The following is a 21,397-nucleotide window of genomic DNA, read 5'->3' as shown; positions in this document are numbered from 1 at the left end:
TTAAAATGAACAATAATAATTATTATTGAACAATTGATAAATTAGAAAAAATATTCGGAAGCATTAAAGAACGCAAAGATTATAATGTCAAAAACCAATCCAATAATTTTCAGGCTGATATAGATGATGATTTTGAATTCGATCCTATTGGTATAGATGGTGATATATATGAAGTTGAAATCATAAATAATGATAAAAGAAAAAATCAACTAAATACTAGGGAATTGGAATATACACTTTTAAGCAATAACGATAATATTAGTTCTAATGAATTACTTTTTGTATTTTTAACTTTAATTAATGAATCTCTTACTTTTGACGAAAATAATTTAACATTTAAAAATAAAATTAATGAGATTCTGTCAAGTTTGTATCTAAAAAACAATATAGGTAATGAAGATTTATACATTCCAGAAATTCATGCGGATAATTGTTTTAAAAAAATAAATCCAAACACGGTCAGCATCCGTGATGATGATGAAGATTGAAACTTTATCGCTTTACTAAAGAATCTTGATTTTGATCTACCTGATATTAGTCAATATATTAAAAATTTAAAAGAAAATAGATCGCTAGATTCACATAAACAACCTATGAAAGGAATGAAATGAAATGTTTATAATTTCTTTTTATCATTTCTTTCAATATTATTAACAGAATTCCAATACTATGATTTTTATATAAACATAAATTTAGAAAATAATACAAAAATGCTACTTAACGAAATTATTGATTGTTTAAATCAAAAGAAAAATTTAATACTTGTATATAAAAATAATTTCGATAAAAATATCTGACAAGGAATAATTAGTAATTACTTAAACAAAAATAATATATCCTCAGTTATTTTAAAAAATAGCTTATTTTTAGTTTATCAGGTAAGATCGCATACAGTTGGAGCATGAAAACAATTTAGCGCAGAATTTAAAAATTTATGTAGTATGTTTACTACTCAATTTCCTGTATGCTATTGATTCGATAATTTGGAGCCAATTATAAATTTTGGTATCACTAGGGAAGACGTTAATAGAATCAGTGAGACCACAACAACACTGCTAACTGAAAAAATGTTTCAAAAAGCATCTAATATTATTTGATTAAGAAAAGATATGTTTGAGTTCAAAAAATGAGAATATAACAAAATCGATTCAAATAATTACAAATACATTTACTTACCCGAAATTACAAGTGATAATATATTTAACTTTATTTCGCAGAAAACCAAACTTTCCAAATTAGATTCTAGAATTTTCTCTAAATTTTATCATGACTATTTATCAAAATATTCCATCCAAGATATTTTGGATGAATATAATATTTCTAATCAAAAATATCAAGAGTTTTTATTTCATAAAATCTCTGAAAGCTATAATTCCACAAATATATCTAATATCATTAATATATTGAAAGATTTGCAATTGGAAAAAGATGCATCATTTGAGTTAACCAAAATATTAAAACTTGTTAATGATACTGCTAAAATTCAAAAATCAAAACCTTATTCATTGTTTTGTTTAGGTGAAAAACTTAATTTTGAGATTTTAAATAAAAAAATGAATTTAGAAATTTTTCATGAATTAGATTTATCCAAAATTAGACCGCATATTTTATTTAGTTCAAACACAAGATTTGAGAATTCGCTTCTAAGTATAGTTAAAAACTATCCTAACAGTATTATTTGTATCAATAATATTCAGCATGCTTCCAAAGAAACTATTACAATGTTTTTAAATATTTTAGATGAAGGATATTTTGTTGATGATAAAAACGAAAAACATTATTGCTATTTAAACACATTTATTTTCACTGATTCAAATTCTGATAAAATCCTAGCTTATCAGTTAGAAAAAGATACAACAGTACGTAACTTTTTAAATTCATTTTATCCACATGAATTCATAGCTAGATTTACTAACATTATTTTTATAAACAAAAATATTACTCTAAATATAGCAAATGAATTTGCATCTGAATTTATTTATCAAATGTCTAAAATTACAGATATAAAAATTACTTTTAATATGGACACATTATCTAATAATATTGATAAATATATAGAAGAAGATGATAAGCTTTTAAATTTAAAATTCGAAATTATGAATTCTATTGCTAATACAATCCAAAATCATAACAATGGTAGCATAATTCTATTTTGTGAATTTCACTCAATAGCATTTAAATATGTTCTTGAAGGAGATGAAAATGATTAAAAATAAACTAGATCTTAGTATAAATAATGAATATTTACACACTGTTAAAAAAACAAAATCTAAGCATCATAACTCAAGCACATTTATAATTTTGAATAACAAACAATTAGATATCGGGTCATCTGCTTCATGATGTTTTGATTATAAATTTTATTACCCTAAATATGAAATTATTTGTCAAGATATTAAAACAATATTTTCAAAAAATAAAAATATTTTCATTAATACAGCTGATAGTAATGAAATTAAACACATTACATCAACATTAAATTTTGATGGAAGCTTTCAACAAATCAATATTGATATGACAAAAATACATAATATTGGTAAAAATAATAATTGAGGTGATTATGAATTTGCTGTTGCAAATATGTTTGCATATTTAAACAAAATCTCTCTAGTTAATAGCAATATCCTTTTAGTTCTTAGTAATTTCTTTAGTCTTTCATTCAGCAATTCAAATGATGGTTTCTTGAATACAACAAATGTTGAATTCTTAAAAATGTTATTAGATAACCCAAATATTCATATCTTAATTTACGGTAATGACAGTGAATTCAATTTATTTTGTGATAACTCTGATCTACCATTCTACTTCGATAGAATAAATGTTCAAAATTTAAAATCAGATCCCAAAAGTGAAATTACAGCTTTTATTAAATCTAACAGTCAGTTTTTATCACAACAAGCACCTGAAATTAATAAAATAATGTTTCAAAAATATCTAGAAAAATATTCAAATAATATTTATAAAGATTGTGATAATTTATTTGATTTTATTTCATCACTAAATCCAACAGAATTTGAGAGTAAATTAAAAGAGTATTTTAACATTATCCCTTATCATTTAGCATATGAAGAAATTTGTTCAAAATTATCTAAAAATATAAAATCTCAATCAGATGCAGTTGAAACAATTTCTAAATATTTATTTCTTAAGTTAAATAAATATGATAACAACTTAAATTCATTTTTATTCCTAGGAGATAGTGGTGTTGGTAAAACTGAACTCGCAAAGCAAATATCTAAAAACTTTTATAATAACAATATTTTCATAATAGATAGCACCAAAATTCAAACCTATGATGATTTTTGCAAATTTATAATTAGCGATGATCCAAGAGATACTAATTCATTATATATGCATTTAAAAAGTTTTCCTAATAGTCTAGTTTTATTCGATGAAATTGAAAAATCAAATTTCCTCTGCTCAAGTTCATTTCTTAGCGATTTATTTAAAACCAGTAGCATTACATCAACGTCAGGAAATGAATTATCAATCAAAAACTCAATAATAATTTTCACAAGTAACTTATTTAGTCAAGAACTTAAAATTAATAAGTTTAGTAAGTCTCAAATCATTGATTTAATGGGTTCAAAATTCAATTCAGATTTTGTTAAAAACCTAAATGAATTCATTTATTTCAATTCATTAAATCAAACAGATATGAAATTAATTCTAAAAAGTAAATTACATAATTTTATGAAGAAAAATAACATTATTATTCTAAATGAAGAAGAATATGTTAATTCCTTATTTACTGTAGGTGAGGATATTAAAACAATACGTTTTTACATATCCATAATGCAACTTCATTTTGATAAAATAACAAAAAATTTAGAAACAACTCATCAAAGAATTCAAGCATATTTCTCATTTGAGACTAAAGAATTGGAGATTAAAAATGAAAATAATTAAAACACAAAAATTCTTATTTAAAGGTGGAGATTTTGACTATACATTAATAAAACAACCTAATCCAAATGATGAATTTAGTTTTGAAATATACGATAACAACATTTTTCTTTATAGCTTAAAAGCTAAAGTAATATCTTATAGTTTGAATAATTATATTTATACAACTAAATTTCATGGATTAGATCGAATTACTATTGATAATAATCTTGATTTTTCAAACCTAATTAAGAAAATTAACAATTTATTAAAAGGTCTTAAATATAAATTCAAATTTCCTAAAAATCTTTTAGATAGTTCTGAATACATAAATATGATTGAAAGTATTAATAATGAATATAACTTATTTGATAAAAACTCTTATTATGTAAATTTAGTTAATAAAGATTTATATTCTCAATTGAAATATCTACAAGATAAATTAGACAAATATTTAAGTAAACAAAATTGCAATGAATTTAAAAACATTCCGGATAATATTTTGCAACGTTATAAAGAAACTAAAGTTCAAATCTTGATTCAAAAAGCTCTTAATAACCAAATGGATGATCGTTTAAAAGACATCAACATCCGTAATGAAATGTTAATTAATCTGCCTTGAAGAAAAATAACTAATGAGTTAATTGATTGTGATATTACAGCAAAAGATTTAGCTTCAACTTATAGTGCAATATACAATCATTTCAAAAATTATATTGGTACATTAAATATTGCTACTAAGCATCGTCAAAAGGATAATAAATTGTATAATTGTGCATCTATTGTTGTTGATACATATGCTTTTAGAGAAGCTGAAAGCAAAGCAATTGAAGCACCTTTATATATTCTTAATGGAGCTCCTGGTACAGGTAAAACTTATTTTGCTGAAAAATTAGCAAGAAAAATAGGACGTAAATTTGTCAAAATTTCTCTTGGAGGAGCTACACAAATAGGTTACTTCAGAGGTACTTCTAATACTCCAAGTATTATTATTCAAAAACTTCTAGAAGCAGGTGTTTCAAACCCTGTAATTTTACTAGATGAAATAGATAAAATTCACCCTAATATGTATGCTGAATTGCTTGATGTTTTAGATAAAAAACAAAATGATCATTTTCATGATAATTATTTAAATGTTGATTATGATTTATCTAAAATTATTTTTATAGGTACTAGTAATTATATCGGTAACTTGCCTAGCGAAATAATATCTCGTGTTAAATTGCTTCAAATACATCCATATACACTAGCCGAAAAGATTCAGATAGGAAAAGATATAGCTGATGAATTTCAAGCTCAATATGATATCACTAAGAGCAATTATATAGAGTTTGAAGATAATGCTTTAAAAACTATAATTACTAAAATAGCACTTGAAGATGGTGTTAGAAAATTAAAACAAGAAATTGAGTCATTAATATTTTATGCTATTGCTAATAAAATTACTTTAATTAGCAACGATATAATTCATAAATATTATTCAAAACAGCTCGAGGAATTAGAATACCATCAGAAACTTTATAAATCAAAAGAAAAATTACCTGGTATGGTAAATGGATTAGCGATATCCCCTATTCCATTATTCAATGGTATTCACAATATAACATGTATTCATTCTATTGTAAAAGCAGATACTCCACATGTTGAATTTCTTTCTGAAGTTTCAGACACAACTTTAAATTCTGCGAAAATAGCACTTAGATATGCTATTTCTAACAAAGATCGATTTGGTATTAATTCTGAAACAGATAATTTATTATTTACTTTATCATTTGATCAAATTTATATAAAAAATGATGGTGACTCTGCTGGAATAGCATTCACAACAGCAATTATTTCAGATTTATTAAATAAGGCAGTTCCTAGCAATTGAGCTATTACAGGATCAATTGATTTAAAAGGAAATGCTCAAGTAGTTGGTGGAATTAAAGAAAAAATCGAAGGCGCATTTAATGATCATATAACTAACTTTATTATTCCTTATGAAAATGAAAGAGATATTAAAAATATTGATCCAGAAATTCGCAAGCAAATTAAGATACATACAGTTAAAAACTATAATGAAGTATTTAAGCTATTATTTAAATAGTCACACCTCCTCCTTGGAGGTGATTTTATTGTGCAAAAGGAATAATAAAAAGCGGGTATTACCCACTTAATTATTATTTTGCATCTTTAGCAATTTGTACTAAAACTGAAAATGTTTTTGGTTCATTAATAGCTAATTCTGAAAGCATTTTACGGTTAATTGTAATGTTTGCTTTTTTAAGTCCATTAATGAATCTTGAATAACTCATTCCTTCTGCTCTAACAGCTGCGTTGATACGAGCGATTCATAATTTTCTAAAGTTTCTTTTAACTTGCTTACGGTCTCTAAAAGCATATGTTCATGATTTAACAACTGCTTGTTTAGCAACTTTATATCCGATTGACTTGTGACCGAAGTATCCCTTAGCTAATTTTAATCATTTTTTACGTCTTGCTCTTGTAACTGTTCCGCCTTTAACTCTCGCCATAATAATTCCTTTCTAAATACGTAATTATCTTTTTGAAAATCTAATACTTAGAAACAAGATTAGATTAATGCTTTAAATCTTTTTAAATCAGATTTAGACATTTGGGCAGATTTACGTGATTGACGTTTTTGTTTTGTTGTTTTGTTTTGTGCTAAGTGAGAACGGTAAGCTTGCTCTCTTAAGATTTTACCTGTTCCTGTAACTTTAATACGTTTCTTTAACGCACTTTTAGTTTTCATTTTCGGCATTTAATTCTCCTTCTTTAGCTTCTTGATTTTTTTCAAGATTCTGTTCTTTTAAATATTTTTGAATTTTTTGTTTATTAGGTTGGAGATTCATGTCAAGGAAACGATCGTTCACTAATTTAGGTTCTGAAGTTTTTTCAGCAATATCTTCTAATTGAGCATAGAATTTATCTAATGTTGAAAAACCTAAATCTTTTCTTCCTATTTCACGACCTCTTAGTTTTAAAGAAACCTTAATTCTATCTCCTTTTAAAAGAAACTCTCTAGCTTTTTTAGCTTTAGTTAATAAATCATTTTCTCCAATCATAGCAGTTAATCTAACTTCACGATTTTGGATGATTGTTTGTTTTTCTTTTAATTCTTTATTCTTCTTCTTACGATCATATTTAAATTTTCCGTAATCAAGAATACGACAGATTGGTTTAGGTTCAACACTAATTAAAACTAAGTCCATCTTATAGCTTTTAGCGATTTCTAATGCTTCAGTTGTATATTTAACACCAAGTTTTTCACCTTCTGGAGAAAGTAAGAATACTTGTTTGAATGGAATATCCTTGTTAATATAATGTTCTGATGCAGGTTTTTTTCCTTTTGTTTGAATAATAACTCCTTAAATAAATGTAAGTTTTTTTAAAAAGTGATAACACTTTATTCTACTAAAAAAGGTATCAGAATTATGATACGTTTAATTGTAGCTAAACCCAAGACTATGGTCATCAGGTGAGAATTTCTTCTACTTTTCTGCAATTAACTCTATTGCTTTTTAATTTTAACAAAAAAACCATTTTATCAAAATCATTATTTATCTAGTACATACATAACATCAGCAACTTATATACCTATAAAATAGACTTATATAACTTAATAGTAAAATAAGATAAATTTTATTTTTTAAAAATATAAATTATAATTGTTTTATGACTAATAAACACTCATCATTTAGTTCCGAAGTTAAGAAGGAAATAATAAATAATCTATCTAAAAATCATGAAATTATCTCTTTTATTAAAGGGTTACTATTTTGCTCTGCAAACATTGATAAAAATGGTAATTATCTACTTTATATAAAGAATGAATATTTATATGACAAAATAGTCAGAAAGCTTGATAAGTCTAAAATTAGCTATATTTCTGATCCAAAACACCCAACTAAGTTAGTGATTGTTTACAATGAATTAATCATTCCACAAATGGAATCTAAAGATGATTTATCGTACTTTTTTGGAGGAGTGTTCTGTGGAGGTGGAAGTATTTCAGGTAAAAATTCTACTTCTTATCATTTAGAAATTTCCTCACATAATAAACAGAATATAGAAGAAATAGCTTCAAAATTAAATGAATATGATTTTGGATTTAATATCTTAAATCGTAACAATAAATATGTTTTATATACCAAAAATAAAGATAAATTAATTGATTTTCTTGCTGCTATCGGGGCTAAAAAATCTTGATATAGCTTGCAAAACCTCATTATTAAAAGGGACTTTGAAAACGTTACAAATAGAATAAATAATATTGATTTAAGCAATTTAAATAAAATTGCTGAAAGTACCATTAAACATATAGAAAATATTAATTATATGTTTGAAAATAATTTAGATGAATTATTTGATGAGGATCAATTAGTTGCCTTTAGAATTAAAACCGAAAATAAATGGATTTCACTAGCAGAATTGTCTTATATTTTGGGAAATGATTATAATATCTTTATTTCTAAAAGTGGTTTAAATCATTGATTCAGAAAATTAAATACTGTAGTTGAAAAACATAAAAATAATCAATAATCTCACTAGCATCTATGAAAAAAGATGCTTTTTTAGCATCCTAAATAGAGAAAAATATAATCTTAATTAAAAAATTGCGAAAAAAAAGTTGGTTAATCCCAACATATTAAATGGTGCGCAAGAAGGGACTCGAACCCTTATGCCTGAGGCACTAGAGCCTAAATCTAGCGTGTATGCCAATTTCACCACTCGCGCTTAGTATGTTATCCATTTAATCCATCTTAAATAAACATTGGTGCCGTTTATAGGACTCGAACCTACGACCTACTGATTACAAGTCAGTTGCTCTACCAACTGAGCTAAAACGGCAAATGGTGGAGAATAAGGGACTCGAACCCATGACATTCGCCTTGTAAGGGCGACGCTCTCCCAACTGAGCTAATTCTCCAAAATGGTAGTCTGTACGGGGATCGAACCCGTGTATGCATGGATGAAAACCATGTGTGTTAACCGCTTCACCAACAGACCATAATGGCGCCGATTATTGGGATTGAACCAACGACCAACTGGTTAACAGCCAGCTGCTCTACCGCTGAGCTAAATCGGCAATTTATGTTTGCTTGTTTGCTTATATATTATATACTAAAATTAATTTTATATTAAGAAAAAATTTAATTTTTTTATCAGCTATCACATAAGCAAAGTTATTATAGCATAAAAGTTTGAATCCTAATATAAATATCAAATTTTTCATACAAAAATATAGCCACATCTAGTAGCTATATTGATATTAAGTTAAATTTTGTCTAATTAGGTAATCTATACCTTCAGATGTTATCCTACGTCCTTTTGAATTTTTTTCAATTAATTTTAAATATAGCAAAGTTGGTTCGATTTCATTAACAATATTTTCTTTAGTGTGTAGCAATAAACCTGTTATTGTATCTAGTGAAACATATTTTTCTTCGAAGCCTTCTTTTAATATTTCTAAGTATTCAATATGATCTCGTGTTAGTCCGAATTCATATAAGTCTAAATATTTAAAAGTTTTCTTTACTATTCTTTTATTAATAACTCCTTTGTTTTGTGCAATTGCAAAGTCATTAATTCTTTCAAGTAAATGGTTTGCAATTCTGGGTGTAGAACGAGAATACATTGCGATTAAATTTAAAATATCATCAGAGACAGATATGTTTAATTTTTCTTTACTTATAGTTAATATTTTAAAAATATCTTCAACAGTATAGCTAACAATTCTACCTAAAAAACCAAATCTATCTTTTAATGGTTGAGAAATTTCGTTTAACTTAGTTGTAGCAGCTATTAAAGTAAACGGCTTGATTTTCATTCTCAGTGGTCGAGAATTTCCGTCAGCTCCCACAATTAAATCAAAAACAAAATCTTCCATTGCTCCATACAAAAACTCTACAACATTCTTATTAATACTGTGCACTTCATCAATAAAGACTACATCACCTTGATTAATAACTGATAAAACACTAATTAAATCAGATTTCTTTTCGATGTTTGCACCTTGTATATAATGAATACGTGAGTTATTTTCTTTAGCAATTAAACTAGCTAAAGTAGTTTTACCCATCCCTGGAGCTCCATATAATAAAATATGATCTAATACTTTATTCTGAATTTTAGAACTACGTATCATTGCTTGTAAAGTTTTTACTAATTTGGTTTGTCCTATAAATTCAGCAAATTTATTAGGCCTGAGTTCCATCAGCTATTTCTTCCTCACCATCTGTATTAGCAATTAATCTAATACTTTCTTCAATCATATTGTCTATAGAGTCAGAGGGTTTAACTTTTCTAAGCGCTAAATCAATTTGAGCTTTTTTGAATCCTAGTTCAAATAATGTTTTAGATAATTCATCTCGCATTTTGCTTTTTTCAGCACGTTTATTATCTGCATTTGAACAAATTTTTGCTCATTTATCTGATAATTGTACGCAAATGATATTAGCAAGTTTCTCACTAATAAATTGAATGCTTGATAAATCTTTGACATTGTACTCAGCAATTAATCTAGCAACATATTCCCATCCTTTCTCTAATAATATCATTGCTATTTTTGGTCCAACTTTTTCAACAGCTATTAAATCAATAAATAGCAATCTTTCTTTAAAGTCTTTGAATCCATATGTACATGCTAAATATTCTGTGCGATGTTCATATAGATACATTTTTACTTTTTGTCCTACTTCAAATCTGGCTTCATCAGCTACAGTCATTAAATAACCTTCACCTTTAGATTCTAAAATTAAATTGTTTTTGTTTTTATAAACAACTTCACCTATAATATATAATTTCATTTTTCCTTTCATCTATCTCTATTAGATATATGGTTTTTTTTATAAGTGAACTAAAAATAAACAAAAAAGCACTTTTTAGTGCTTTAATTATTATTTGAATTTTATATACATCTTTATAAATAGATAAATAAATAACTATTTATTAGTTATTTCTATCATTTAATGCAACATAACCTTCAACTTTTTTGCCTTTGTAAAATCCACAGAACTTACATACAACGTGTTGTTCGATTTTTTGGCTGCAGTTTTTGCATGATACAAGGTTAGGTGTATCTAAAGCTGAATGAGTATTTCTTTTGTGTTTACGTTGTTTAGACGTTTTACGTTTTGGAACAATAGCCATTATGACCCTCCTCTGAAGTTATAGTTAATTAATAAGCTTATTTATTATAATATAAAATATATTATTTTCAAATATTTAATTTGCTTATTTAATTTTCAAAATATTTAACATTTATTATTTGTTAATTATAATTTATTTATGAAAAAAAATAAGAAAAATAGAGTAGGTATTATTGCTGAATATAATCCATTCCATAATGGTCACATTTATCAAATTAATTGAATTAAACAAAATATACCTAATGCTTATATTATAGTAGCAATGTCAAATAAATATACTCAAAGAGGTGAAATAACTTGTGCATCCTTTAAACAAAGAAAAGCAATTGCTTTAAAATATGGTGTAGATAAAGTTTTTAAAATGGATGATAAATATGTAATTCAAGCAGCTCATGTTTTTGCTCAAGCTGGTGTTGAATTATTAAATAAACATAAAATTAAATATTTAGTATTTGGTTCAGAAACTAATAATGTTGAACTTTTTGTTCAAATTGCAAATATTATTAAAAATAATCCTAAACAATATAGTGAGTTAATTAAGAAATATATGAAAAAAGGAGCAAATAGTTTTCCGAAAGCTTCTAACCTTGCAATTCAAGATTTATCAAATCAAAATATTCAATTACCAAATGATATTTTAGGATTAGAATATGTTAAACATATAATTTTTAATGATTATGATATTACACCAATTTCAATTCAAAGAACCATAGGTTTCCATAGTGAAGAAGTAATAAATAATTTTGCAAGCGCTACTAAAATCCGTGAGTTACTCCTTCAAGGTAAAGATTTTTCTGCCTTTACTCCAATGCAACTCAAACTTAATCCTAAAAATAATATACAAAATACTTATAAAAAATTTGTTAAAAAGGTAACTAAATTATCTCCCGAAGCATTAAGAAAATACAAATTAATTGATGAAGGAATTGAAAATTTATTTAAAAAACAAGTTGCCTTAAATAACGATTATGATTCTTTTATTGAAGCATGTATTTCAAAAAGATATACTCGTAATCGTATTAAACGTTGTTACATTAATATACTATTAGGAAATAAAAAATAAAATCTAGAGCTTTGCCCTAGATCTGAATTACTCTATTTAATCTTCTTTCATCTTATTCCGTATGAACGAATTTCTGAAGCAAATTTAGTTTGAAACATTCTTAATAAATATTTAAAATGATGATATTTTAGAATAAATGAATATTGCGCTTCATTATTTAATGATTTTTTATAAGTCATATTAGGTGTGTAAATAGTTTGGATCTTAATTTTCCCACCACCATTTTTGTATTTTAAAATATCATAACGCTTATATAAAGTTGAAATGAAATATTTATTAATATTCTTTTGCAGAATTAAATAATCAAACATTTGCATCTTTCATTCACTCGGATGCTTTTCGAATGCAAAATAATAGCAATAAAACTTTTCTGAAATAGCTAAGTTTTCTAAAATAATTTTTACTTGAGTATCTTTGTATCCTAGCGAACCAGTTTTGGATGCTAAGAATTTGTTGGTATCAAAAATCACGTAGATACCTTGGTTTTGAACTTTCTCAAGTTTTTTAATAATTTTGCTAAATTTATCAACAATTTCCAAGTTAGTAAATACTTCATAATTTTTAAGTCTTGTTCCGATATATTTAGCATCCTTATAAGTTTTTTCATAAATGAAAAACTTAATATTTCCATTACTGCTAGATAATAAGTTAAAAGTATTATCTAGTTTTTCTATATCCTTTTTAGTGATTTCATTTTGTTTATTTCTACAAAATTCTGATAATTCATTAATGAAAACACCATTAATAACTGTATGTTTTTTAATTTCATTAATAATTTTATCAATAGATTGTTTTAAAGTGTTTGCATTATCACTTTTGATATCAATTACTTGAGTATGCAAATAGTTATTTTCTTCACCTTTTAAACCATCTTTATTTTCAACATCCACTTGTTGAGTTAAATCATCACTGGTGTAGACATTTTTTAATGCTATTAAGTTAGAAAATGACAAAATTGAAGAAAAATTTAAAGTTAAATAAATTTCAACATTTAATCTATTTGCATAATTTAAAAATTGTTTGAAATTAGTCATTCTTTTTTTGTATTTTTCCTCATTTTCTGAGTCAACTAACATAATTTCATAATTATATAATTCATACAAATCAGGTATCACTATTGCTGTAGGATAATTTAAATCCTTAATCTTTTTTAAATATTTTAAGATATCCTCAAAATACTTATGAGTTACAGCAGCATTTTCATTTAAAATAGCTTCTTTATCTAAAAAAATAAAGTTATCGGTAGTATTATCCGAAGTTTTTAGCCAAGAATGATTCAAAAATTTCATATTCTACTCCAAATGTTTTGTTATCTATATCTAAGATACCTAATTCTAAAATTATTTTTTCAACTTGCTGTGGTGTGAAGTTTTTACTAATTTTCTCAATTACAAATAATCTTTTATCGGAAATATTTAATTTTTGAGCTAATTGTAATCTTGAAGTAAAAGCTTTCTGATAAATGTAGTATTTATGCACTAATATTAGATTAGATGAAATTGCATAAAATAACTGATTAATATTAACTTCTTGTTCTTTTAACATTAAATATTTTTGGTAAATTGACAATATTTCATTGCTTGAAATTGCATTTGAGAAAACAAAAGCATTATCAGATGGATACAAGCTAATAAAACTTTCAAGTAAAGCAGGTGTAATGTTTTCTCCAAGCAAGCTAAGTTTAATGATTTCATTTTCAATAATATTTAAGTTATTTGGAAGCTTAGATAATAAAAGCAATAAATCATTATATTTAATACTTACACCATAAGAGTTAAAGCATTTTTGCACTCAAGTTATTGTTTCTTTTTCACTTAAAGGCTTGAAATCATAAGAATGAGCAAGATAAAGAGTTTTTGGTAATGAGTAAGATTTGATTTTTTCGCCTTGGAATCATAAAACAATAACATCATTGCATTGATTTAAAGCATTTATTAAGCTTTCCTGTAGTTTTACTTTTTTATTAAACAATTTAGGATTTTTTAACAAAATTAACTTTTGTTGTCTAAAAAGTCCACCTTCATTTAATAAAGAAATCAAAATATCGCTTTTGTCTAAATCTTCAATTTCAATTATGTTTGTTGGATTAAATTTAGACTTAATTTCGTTGATTTTTTGTTTAGTTAAATATTCATTTGTATCAGTTATTAATATCATGTTTTAATTATACATTTCTTATTTAATAAACTCAGTTTTAAAATAAAGAAATAATCAAAAACCAGAAATGAATATCAATATCATTTTCCATTTATATTAATTAATAAAATGAAATTTCTAAACAAGTTTAAAAAGTCAATTGTTAGGTTACTAATCGGGACAACAATAAATCAAAATGGAAAAAATAGAAAAAATGTAATCAGCAATATTTGAAAAATCGGAGTTAATATTGTAGTGAGTAGCAAGCTTAATAAATTTAATTTTTGATTAAACACAATTACTATACAGCTAGCTAGAATTCAGGAATAAAAATATATTTTTAAGTATCCTAAAAACTTTTGCAATTTACTAGTGTTATTTCACTTTTGTTTTTGAACATTGTAAAGCAACAAACCGAATGTGAGAACATATGAAATTCAATAACCTATTGAGAGCACACTTAAGGGATTAAATAATAAATACAAAAGCGAAATAGCTAGTAAATTCTTATAAGGATTGTAGCGATTTGAAAAAAATTTCTGACAAATCTCTTTGATTAAAATAAACAAATATATCTTATAAACTGAAACAGAATCTTTAACAAACCAAAAGTAAATAGAGATAGCAATAATTAAAATGAGTCATTTTTGTTTAAATCTTCTAAAAATCATGTTTATAAATAAATATATCGTTCCAAAGTGCAATCCACTTACTACAATTAGGTGAATTATTCCTAATTGACTTAGTTGTTGAATAACAACATTTTTACTTTCAACACTATGCCCAAATACTAAAGGAATAATTAATGTTTGATATCCTTGCTGTTGATTTAAATAATAATTAAAGAATTTTTCTCTAATATTAATTCACGAATCGAGCATTTGGAGCTGCGAAATTTTGACTGTATAGAATAAATTGTTACTTTGAAAATATTCATTCATTTTTGCAATCTTAAATAATTGCCCTTGAATTCTAATTTGTGAATACAAAGCTATATTTTCAGGTAGATTGCTACGATAAATGCTGATTTTTTGCCCTAAAGCATTTTGCAATCACACATAATTTTCCTTAATGTTGCGAACACTAAATACTTGATTAATTTCTTTGCCTTCATATCAATATTCAAAATAAAATCAATTATGCAAAGAAACTGTAAATAGTATCAGTAAAAAGATTCCTAGCATTAGAAAAATATATTTTGTATTAATTATTAAAGTGTATATACATAAGCATAAAACAACAATTAACAAATAATATCAATTTGTGTAAATTGCGATGAAAAATAATGATGCAATGAGGAATAAATTAAATAATGCTATTCTAGAATCAAGAAACTTTTTAAGATTTCAATTGTTTTTGAACCAATTCCTTTTATCTTTAAAATATCATCTCAAGTTGGTATTCCTTGGTTTTTTTCTTTATATTCATATAGGTATCTAGCATATTTTTTATCTATTCCAAAAACTTCGAAATCTTTAGCACTCCTTATATCACTTCATAATAATTTTTGGTCTTTTCTTGGAATAAATATGGTTTGTTCTTCAGTTGCATAATCATCTAGTTTTAGTGAATCTAAATCAGATCCACTTTTTACTTGTGCTAAATAAAGTAATTCTCTGTATGTTAAAGGTTTAGTTGATTCTATATTTTTATGCAAGACATTTCCGCTTAATTTATATTTATAAATTTTGTCTTCTTCACCTCCTTTCTTGCTCTTTTGCAAGCTGTGTTGCGCTTGAATTTGCTGAATTAAAACATACCCAGCTATACCGCTTGCGAGCAAAACTAAAATCAAATATAAAATCAATTTTTTCTTTCTCATACACTACATATATTAATTTTTTGCAAAGTGAACTAAAAATAAACAAAAAAGGCAATAAGAAAAGCCACACGTGCGTGTGACTCATATATTATTTATAATGTATAAAATAAAATACTGGATGTGTAAGAATTTATAAAATATATTAAGATATATAAGAAATAAAAAACAAGTTGTAAAATAAAAAATAAATATGTATATAAATGATTTGCTTAAAATGCGACTTTTTAAGCTATAACTTAGTACAAAATAATAAATAGTTTACTATTTAAGCAGTATAACAGGACATTCTCATGTCCCGCATATATAATACACTATTTTTTAAAAAATTAAACACTTAAATAAATAAAATTTGACGTTTGTTAATTGTTCGAGTACTAATGTAATTTTTATAGTAGGCATTATTAAATGTAATACCTAAGAAAACAAAATATACAAATCAGTTGATAAAGAACGCAATAGTGAAGAAGAACCCTACAGTACCACCGAATTTATCATAGTTAAAATATTTATTTAATGAGTTGAATAATAATACTAAAAGTATAGTTGGGGTAGCTGATAAAAGTGCACCTTTATAAACACTTTTAATACTTAATTTAAAGGATGGAATTAATTTAAATAAAGTAATTAAAAGTACAATGAAAAATGTTGTGGTATAAATGAAATAAACAAATTCATTGAGTCATATTTTATTATTTTGGTGTCTGAGTAAGATTGCTTTTTCAGTCATGATGTCAGCTGTTGCAAAAATTCAGAAAATAATCGAAACCACAAACACTAAAAAGAATCCTTTAATTTTATTTCCTCAATAAGTTCCCATCTTATAATGTTCATAAATATAGTTGGATGAAGAAACTAATTTTCCATATCCAGTACTTGAAATATATAAAGATGATAAGAATAAAATCAAGTTAGGAAGTATAGTTTTTAAAGTAAATCCTTCAGAGGAATTTGAGCCAATATTAAGCAAATATTCTTGAGAACCAGGGATAAAACGCCCTAAAATAAGCTCTAAAAAGTGTTTCTGGAATTCTTTTCCAACAAAATCATTAAATGCTGGAATATAGCTAACAAACATATTTAAAATGTAAACAATATAAATTACAGGAACAAATGAAATTAAAAGATAAAAGGCACTCGATAATCAAATAAAGTTATATTCCTTACTGGTAAAGTTCTTGTAAACATTATCAATAACCTTAATTCTTTTACGACTTTCATTCTCATTTCTAGCCCTTAAAAGTAATTTAGCAAATAATGTAATTAAAATATTTTTAATTAAGAATTCATATAAAGTTAAAAATATTGTAAAGCGGTCAGGTCAAATTAAATTTTGATGATAAGCTTTTTTAATTGCATTGTTTTTATTTTTATATTTCACTAATTTTGCATAGTGATTAATATTTTTATTTCTTCAAGTCATTTAGCACCTCAAGAGTAATTGTATTTGATAAAATCGGGCTAACTTGACCTCCTGTTTTTTTCATTAAAGCACCTAAAATGAATTTAACAACTCTTTCAGGTCTTGAATCATATTCATTTAAGATTTCTGGATTAGCTTGCATAATTTCATCTATTAATGAACGAATTAATTTTGGATCACTAATTTGTTTTAAATTATGACTTTCTAATAATAAATTAATATCACCTTCGTAATTCGGAAGTAAAGCGATTAATTTCTTAAGTGATTTACCTGAAATTACTTCAGCATCTAAAAGTTCTAAGGCTTGATTTAAGTGCTCAGGGTTAATATTTAATTCAGTTGGATGTACATTTTGCGCATTAGCTAAAGAAACAACTTCCGCAAAGAAAACTTTAGATAATTTATCTTTATCTTTGTAAGCAATTGAATCAAAATATTTTGCAAGTTCATAATCATCTATTAAACTTTGAATATAGATGTTTTGAATACCATTTTCTTGGTAACGTTTTAGTTTTTCATTTGGTAATTCATTTAATTTAACACTATCAATAAATTCCTTTGAAAGCTTAATGATAGGGATATTTGGATCAGCGAAATATTTATAATCTGTAGTTCCTGTTTTAGTACGCATTACTACAGTTTGGTTTGTGTTATCATCAAAACGTTTGGTTTGTTGTAAGATAACTTCATCTTTAAGAATCTTTTCTCTTTGTAATTTAATTTCATATTCAATAGCTTTTTTAATGTTTGAAGTTGAGTTCATGTTTTTGATTTCAACTTTTGTACCAAAACCATTATATCCACGAGGTCTAAGTGAAATATTAATATCAGCTCTTAATGAACCTTGCTCAAGTTTACCTTCAGAAATTTCTAAAGCAATAACGGTTTTCTTAATCATATCTACATAATTAGCTGCTTCTTCAGCAGTTCTAATTACTGGATAAGTAACAACCTCAATAAGCGGAATTCCAGCACGGTTGTAATCTAATTTTGTACCATTTTCATCATGGTGTTGTCTTGCAGTATCCTCTTCAAGGTGAATACGTTCGATTGCAATCTTTTTAGGTCCTTGTGATGTTTGAATTTCAACAAATCCATCTTTTCCAATTGGACGATAAAATTGTGTAATTTGGTAACCTTTTGGTAAATCTGGATAGAAATAATTTTTTCTATCAAAATGTAATTCATCATCAATTTGCATTTGTAAAGCTTTAGCTAAGGCAACTCCGTATTTAACAGCTTGCTTATTAACTTGTGGTAAAGTACCTGGATAAGCTAAATCGATTTGGTTAGCTTTAGTGTTAGGTGCTGCATTAAAATCTATTCCAGCAGGTGAGAACATTTTGGTTTTAGTTTTTAATTCAACGTGGATTTCAATCCCAATTATTGTTTCAAAATTATCCATTATTCTCTCCCTTTTAATTCTTCAATATATTCAGCAAATCCTAATAATTTTTCATCTTGATAAATACCTGCTTCAAGTGCAAAATTATAAGGCATATTTTCATAATTTCCTAATGGTATAGTGATAGAAGGGTTTCCAACTAAGTTCGCACCTGTAAGAATAAAGTTCATAACACCATATGAAGAAGTATCTTCATTTATTTTAGGTGCAATTCCACCAAATGCTGGGAAAATTACACAATCATATTGTTTATGTAATTCTGTGTAATAATTTTTAATTAATCTACGAGCTTTTTGTGCTTTGATAAAGATATCTGTTTGGTTTTCTGTGTATAAGAAATAACTTCCTAAAGCAAGTCTTTCTTGCACCATTTTTCCGAATTTTTCAGAACGAGTATCATGCATAATTTCTTCTCAATTATCTGCTTCAACTCTGCTTCCGAATCCAATACCAGTTAAATTAGCTAAATTTGAACTAGCTTCAGAGAAACTAATTACACGATAAACAATATTAATAGCATTTAAAATTTCAAGGTTAGGTTTAATTTTAACAACTTCAATACTATCTTGTTTCATTTTATCTAATAACCCTTGCATAGAGTCTTTAACATATGGTTGAATCAAGCTTTCAAAATCTAAATAAGCTACTTTATTTGGTTTAGTTTTTACTACATTATCAATTACTACCGGAACTGAAGTCATATCTTTTGCATCAACACCATACAATGTTTGAGCTGAAATGATAGCATCATTAACATTATGAGTAAAGAATGCTACTGTATCAAGTGAAGAAGCATAAGCAAACATACCATATCTACTAATAGCTCCATATGAAGGTTTGAACCCTACAAGTCCATTATATGAGGCCGGAAGTCTAACACTATCTCCAGTATCACTTCCTAAAGCAAAACCAATATTTGCATTCATTGTTGCAGCAGAACCTGAAGAAGAACCTCCAGCTAGTCTGCTAGAATCTTTAGGGTTAGTTACAAGTCCATAAGCACTGTATGTCCCAGTTCCTCCTAAAGCTAATTCGTCATTGTTAACTTTAGCAATAACCCTTGCATTAGCATCTAAAAGTTTTTGCACTACAGTTGCATTATATGAAGGTTGAAAGCTATCTAAAATTAAACTTGATGCTCTAGTCGGAGCATTATTAGTTGCAAATACATCTTTTAATGTAATAACAACATTATCAAAAGTTTTGTTTTTAGCAACATAATCATTTGAAAATGGATATAAATATGCTACAGCATTATTGTGATCATTTTTTAATTCGTCATAAGCAGATGAATAATTACCTAATACTTTAAATTGTCTCATTATTTAACCACCTTTGTAAGAGTTACGAAATCACCATCTGAAGTTGGAGCGTTTTTTAATATATCATCCTTTGAAATAGAATAAGAATCATCTTCAACATCTTCTCTTAATAAGTCTATGTGCAAGTCTTCATTGATTCTTTCCATAGGCTGTAAGTTATCTAAATCTAAAGAATTTAACCCTTCTAATTGTAATTGGATATCTTCTCAAGAAGTCATAATTTTATCAAGTACATCTTCATCAGGTCTTAACATTAATGATTGCACAATTTCAATTAATTTATCTTTTGAAACTTTTTTCATAATTCTCCTATCTTTTAAAATTTGGTAATGAGATGATTTCTAGGTTATTTAGATATTTTAATTCACCTTTAAGGTCTTGGAATTTAAGACTAAATGAATGTAGCATTAATCTTTTAGCACTAGCTCCATGGTATTTTTTATCACCTTCAATTGGGTAACCTAAATATTTAAGTGTTAATCTAATTTGGTGTTTTCTTCCAGTTACTAATTGAGCTATTTTTCTACCATTTTCCATATAGAACAGTGTGATAGCTTCTTTTGAACCAGGTAATTGTTTTGGAGAAGCTTTCATACGTTTATTTTTTTCATCTTTGACAGTGAAAATTTTTACCATCATAGGATGTTTGCTTGAATAATTATCTAAATTAATATTGCTAAAAAATGTATATTTTTTAATCATGCATTCTGTTTGTGCATTTAAAGTTGATAATGTTGCATAGTTTTTTGCATATAACATTATTCCACTGGTGTCTTTATCAAGTCTTCCAATGTGTGATGGTTTAAAACTATCTACCATTTTAAAGTTTAAATATGCTAAAACTTGATTATCTAAACAATTTTCCTCACCGTGAACATCTAATCCAATTGGCTTTTCTACTATTAAAATATTTTCATCTTCATAAAGTATTTTAATAGTTCCAGCACTTTTAGCTACTTGTGTAGGTTCAAAAGTTGCGGTGTCTTCTAAAATACCATAAATTACAATCAAATCATTTTCTTGTACTAAATATGATTTTTCTACTTTTCTTTCACCATTTACTTTAATATCTTTTTTTCTAAAAAGTTTTTCTATTCTACTTAATGGTAATGATGAACAATATTTTGTTATTACTTTGAACAAAGTTCTATTTTCATCATTTTTGGTTGCTTTAATTTCTAACATATCTT

The 21,397-nt window shown here is 25.8% G+C and carries 20 protein-coding genes and 5 tRNA genes; 5 read left to right on the top strand and 20 right to left on the bottom strand.

Translation table 4 applies throughout. From position 1 onward, the window contains the following. Window positions 1–5 precede the first annotated feature (5 nt). Genes Q8852_RS01305 through Q8852_RS01295 form a run of 3 tightly spaced genes read left to right on the top strand, consistent with a single transcriptional unit; the run spans window position 6 to window position 5,974 of the window. Complete coding sequence (locus Q8852_RS01305) at window positions 6–2,210, top strand: hypothetical protein (RefSeq protein WP_305938194.1); 2,205 nt, start codon at window positions 6–8, stop codon at window positions 2,208–2,210. Then, the gene (locus Q8852_RS01300) at window positions 2,203–3,909 is read left to right on the top strand and encodes an AAA family ATPase (RefSeq protein ID WP_305938193.1); all 1,707 of its coding nucleotides are present in this window, start codon (window positions 2,203–2,205) and stop codon (window positions 3,907–3,909) included. Before Q8852_RS01305 ends, Q8852_RS01300 begins: the two co-directional genes overlap by 8 nt. After that, window positions 3,896–5,974 carry a S16 family serine protease gene (locus Q8852_RS01295; protein ID WP_305938192.1) on the top strand — a complete coding sequence of 693 codons (2,079 nt, stop codon included), beginning with the start codon at window positions 3,896–3,898 and terminating at the stop codon, window positions 5,972–5,974. Before Q8852_RS01300 ends, Q8852_RS01295 begins: the two co-directional genes overlap by 14 nt. A gap of 73 nt (window positions 5,975–6,047) precedes the next feature. Here Q8852_RS01295 and rplT read toward each other — a convergent pair whose 3' ends face one another. Genes rplT through infC form a run of 3 tightly spaced genes read right to left on the bottom strand, consistent with a single transcriptional unit; the run spans window position 6,048 to window position 7,208 of the window. Beyond that, window positions 6,048–6,401 carry a 50S ribosomal protein L20 gene (gene rplT / locus Q8852_RS01290; RefSeq protein WP_305938191.1) on the bottom strand — a complete coding sequence of 118 codons (354 nt, stop codon included), beginning with the start codon at window positions 6,399–6,401 and terminating at the stop codon, window positions 6,048–6,050. Window positions 6,402–6,460: 59 nt separating this feature from the next. Then, window positions 6,461–6,640: a 50S ribosomal protein L35 gene (rpmI, locus tag Q8852_RS01285; RefSeq protein ID WP_369810263.1), complete on the bottom strand. Its 180-nt coding sequence runs from the start codon at window positions 6,638–6,640 to the stop codon at window positions 6,461–6,463. Next, entirely contained in the window at window positions 6,630–7,208 is a 579-nt protein-coding gene (infC, locus tag Q8852_RS01280) for a translation initiation factor IF-3 (protein WP_369810273.1), read from the bottom strand. Before infC ends, rpmI begins: the two co-directional genes overlap by 11 nt. Window positions 7,209–7,563: 355 nt before the next feature. Between infC and whiA the strand changes: the two genes are divergently transcribed. Next, entirely contained in the window at window positions 7,564–8,430 is an 867-nt protein-coding gene (whiA, locus tag Q8852_RS01275; RefSeq protein ID WP_305938190.1) for a DNA-binding protein WhiA, read from the top strand. A 111-nt stretch (window positions 8,431–8,541) separates the two neighbouring features. Here the strand turns inward: whiA and Q8852_RS01270 are convergent. The 8 genes from Q8852_RS01270 to rpmF form a co-directional block, all read right to left on the bottom strand. Further along, window positions 8,542–8,625 (bottom strand) — tRNA-Leu (locus tag Q8852_RS01270). A 38-nt stretch (window positions 8,626–8,663) separates the two neighbouring features. Continuing rightward, window positions 8,664–8,739, bottom strand: a tRNA-Thr gene (locus Q8852_RS01265). A gap of 3 nt (window positions 8,740–8,742) precedes the next feature. Continuing rightward, window positions 8,743–8,818, bottom strand: a tRNA-Val gene (locus tag Q8852_RS01260). Between the two features lie 4 nt (window positions 8,819–8,822). Further along, window positions 8,823–8,898: transfer RNA gene (locus Q8852_RS01255), tRNA-Glu, on the bottom strand. A 4-nt stretch (window positions 8,899–8,902) separates the two neighbouring features. Continuing rightward, a tRNA-Asn gene (locus tag Q8852_RS01250) sits at window positions 8,903–8,977 on the bottom strand. Between the two features lie 183 nt (window positions 8,978–9,160). Further along, on the bottom strand, window positions 9,161–10,105 hold the full coding sequence (ruvB, locus tag Q8852_RS01245; RefSeq protein ID WP_305938189.1) for a Holliday junction branch migration DNA helicase RuvB: 945 nt from the start codon (window positions 10,103–10,105) through the stop codon (window positions 9,161–9,163). Further along, window positions 10,089–10,697: a Holliday junction branch migration protein RuvA gene (gene ruvA / locus Q8852_RS01240; RefSeq protein WP_305938188.1), complete on the bottom strand. Its 609-nt coding sequence runs from the start codon at window positions 10,695–10,697 to the stop codon at window positions 10,089–10,091. Before ruvA ends, ruvB begins: the two co-directional genes overlap by 17 nt. Window positions 10,698–10,839: 142 nt before the next feature. After that, complete coding sequence (gene rpmF / locus Q8852_RS01235; RefSeq protein WP_305938187.1) at window positions 10,840–11,040, bottom strand: 50S ribosomal protein L32; 201 nt, start codon at window positions 11,038–11,040, stop codon at window positions 10,840–10,842. Window positions 11,041–11,178: 138 nt separating this feature from the next. Here rpmF and Q8852_RS01230 point away from each other — a divergent pair, with 138 nt between their 5' ends. Further along, on the top strand, window positions 11,179–12,102 hold the full coding sequence (locus Q8852_RS01230) for a nucleotidyltransferase (RefSeq protein WP_305938186.1): 924 nt from the start codon (window positions 11,179–11,181) through the stop codon (window positions 12,100–12,102). Between the two features lie 32 nt (window positions 12,103–12,134). Here Q8852_RS01230 and Q8852_RS01225 read toward each other — a convergent pair whose 3' ends face one another. The 9 genes from Q8852_RS01225 to Q8852_RS01185 all read right to left on the bottom strand — a co-directional run bounded on the left by Q8852_RS01225 (window position 12,135) and on the right by Q8852_RS01185 (window position 21,392). Further along, a complete protein-coding gene (locus Q8852_RS01225; RefSeq protein ID WP_305938185.1) occupies window positions 12,135–13,391 on the bottom strand; it encodes a hypothetical protein in 1,257 nt (418 codons plus the stop codon). Then, complete coding sequence (gene holA, locus Q8852_RS01220; RefSeq protein ID WP_305938184.1) at window positions 13,351–14,259, bottom strand: DNA polymerase III subunit delta; 909 nt, start codon at window positions 14,257–14,259, stop codon at window positions 13,351–13,353. The genes Q8852_RS01225 and holA overlap by 41 nt, the downstream gene beginning before the upstream one ends. Next, entirely contained in the window at window positions 14,250–15,422 is a 1,173-nt protein-coding gene (locus tag Q8852_RS01215) for a ComEC/Rec2 family competence protein (protein ID WP_305938183.1), read from the bottom strand. The genes holA and Q8852_RS01215 overlap by 10 nt, the downstream gene beginning before the upstream one ends. 131 nt (window positions 15,423–15,553) lie before the next feature. Further along, window positions 15,554–16,060: an MAG0490 family ComEA-like DNA-binding protein gene (locus Q8852_RS01210; protein ID WP_305938182.1), complete on the bottom strand. Its 507-nt coding sequence runs from the start codon at window positions 16,058–16,060 to the stop codon at window positions 15,554–15,556. Window positions 16,061–16,394: 334 nt separating this feature from the next. Further along, window positions 16,395–17,480: a YhjD/YihY/BrkB family envelope integrity protein gene (locus tag Q8852_RS01205; RefSeq protein ID WP_305938181.1), complete on the bottom strand. Its 1,086-nt coding sequence runs from the start codon at window positions 17,478–17,480 to the stop codon at window positions 16,395–16,397. Further along, window positions 17,464–18,885, bottom strand: coding sequence for an Asp-tRNA(Asn)/Glu-tRNA(Gln) amidotransferase subunit GatB (gene gatB / locus Q8852_RS01200; protein ID WP_305938180.1), 1,422 nt, complete (start codon window positions 18,883–18,885; stop codon window positions 17,464–17,466). The genes Q8852_RS01205 and gatB overlap by 17 nt, the downstream gene beginning before the upstream one ends. After that, the gene (locus tag Q8852_RS01195) at window positions 18,885–20,207 is read right to left on the bottom strand and encodes an amidase family protein (RefSeq protein ID WP_305938179.1); all 1,323 of its coding nucleotides are present in this window, start codon (window positions 20,205–20,207) and stop codon (window positions 18,885–18,887) included. Before Q8852_RS01195 ends, gatB begins: the two co-directional genes overlap by 1 nt. Beyond that, window positions 20,207–20,509: an Asp-tRNA(Asn)/Glu-tRNA(Gln) amidotransferase subunit GatC gene (locus Q8852_RS01190; RefSeq protein WP_305938178.1), complete on the bottom strand. Its 303-nt coding sequence runs from the start codon at window positions 20,507–20,509 to the stop codon at window positions 20,207–20,209. The genes Q8852_RS01195 and Q8852_RS01190 overlap by 1 nt, the downstream gene beginning before the upstream one ends. A gap of 7 nt (window positions 20,510–20,516) precedes the next feature. Continuing rightward, on the bottom strand, window positions 20,517–21,392 hold the full coding sequence (locus Q8852_RS01185) for a pseudouridine synthase (protein ID WP_305938177.1): 876 nt from the start codon (window positions 21,390–21,392) through the stop codon (window positions 20,517–20,519). Window positions 21,393–21,397: the final 5 nt, after the last annotated feature.

The sequence above is a fragment of the Mycoplasma seminis genome (assembly GCF_030718845.1).
GTDB lineage: Bacteria > Bacillota_I > Bacilli_A > Mycoplasmatales > Metamycoplasmataceae > Mycoplasmopsis > Mycoplasmopsis seminis.
Note: the sequence above shows the minus strand (reverse complement) of the source record. Positions and strands in the feature narration are given on the sequence as shown.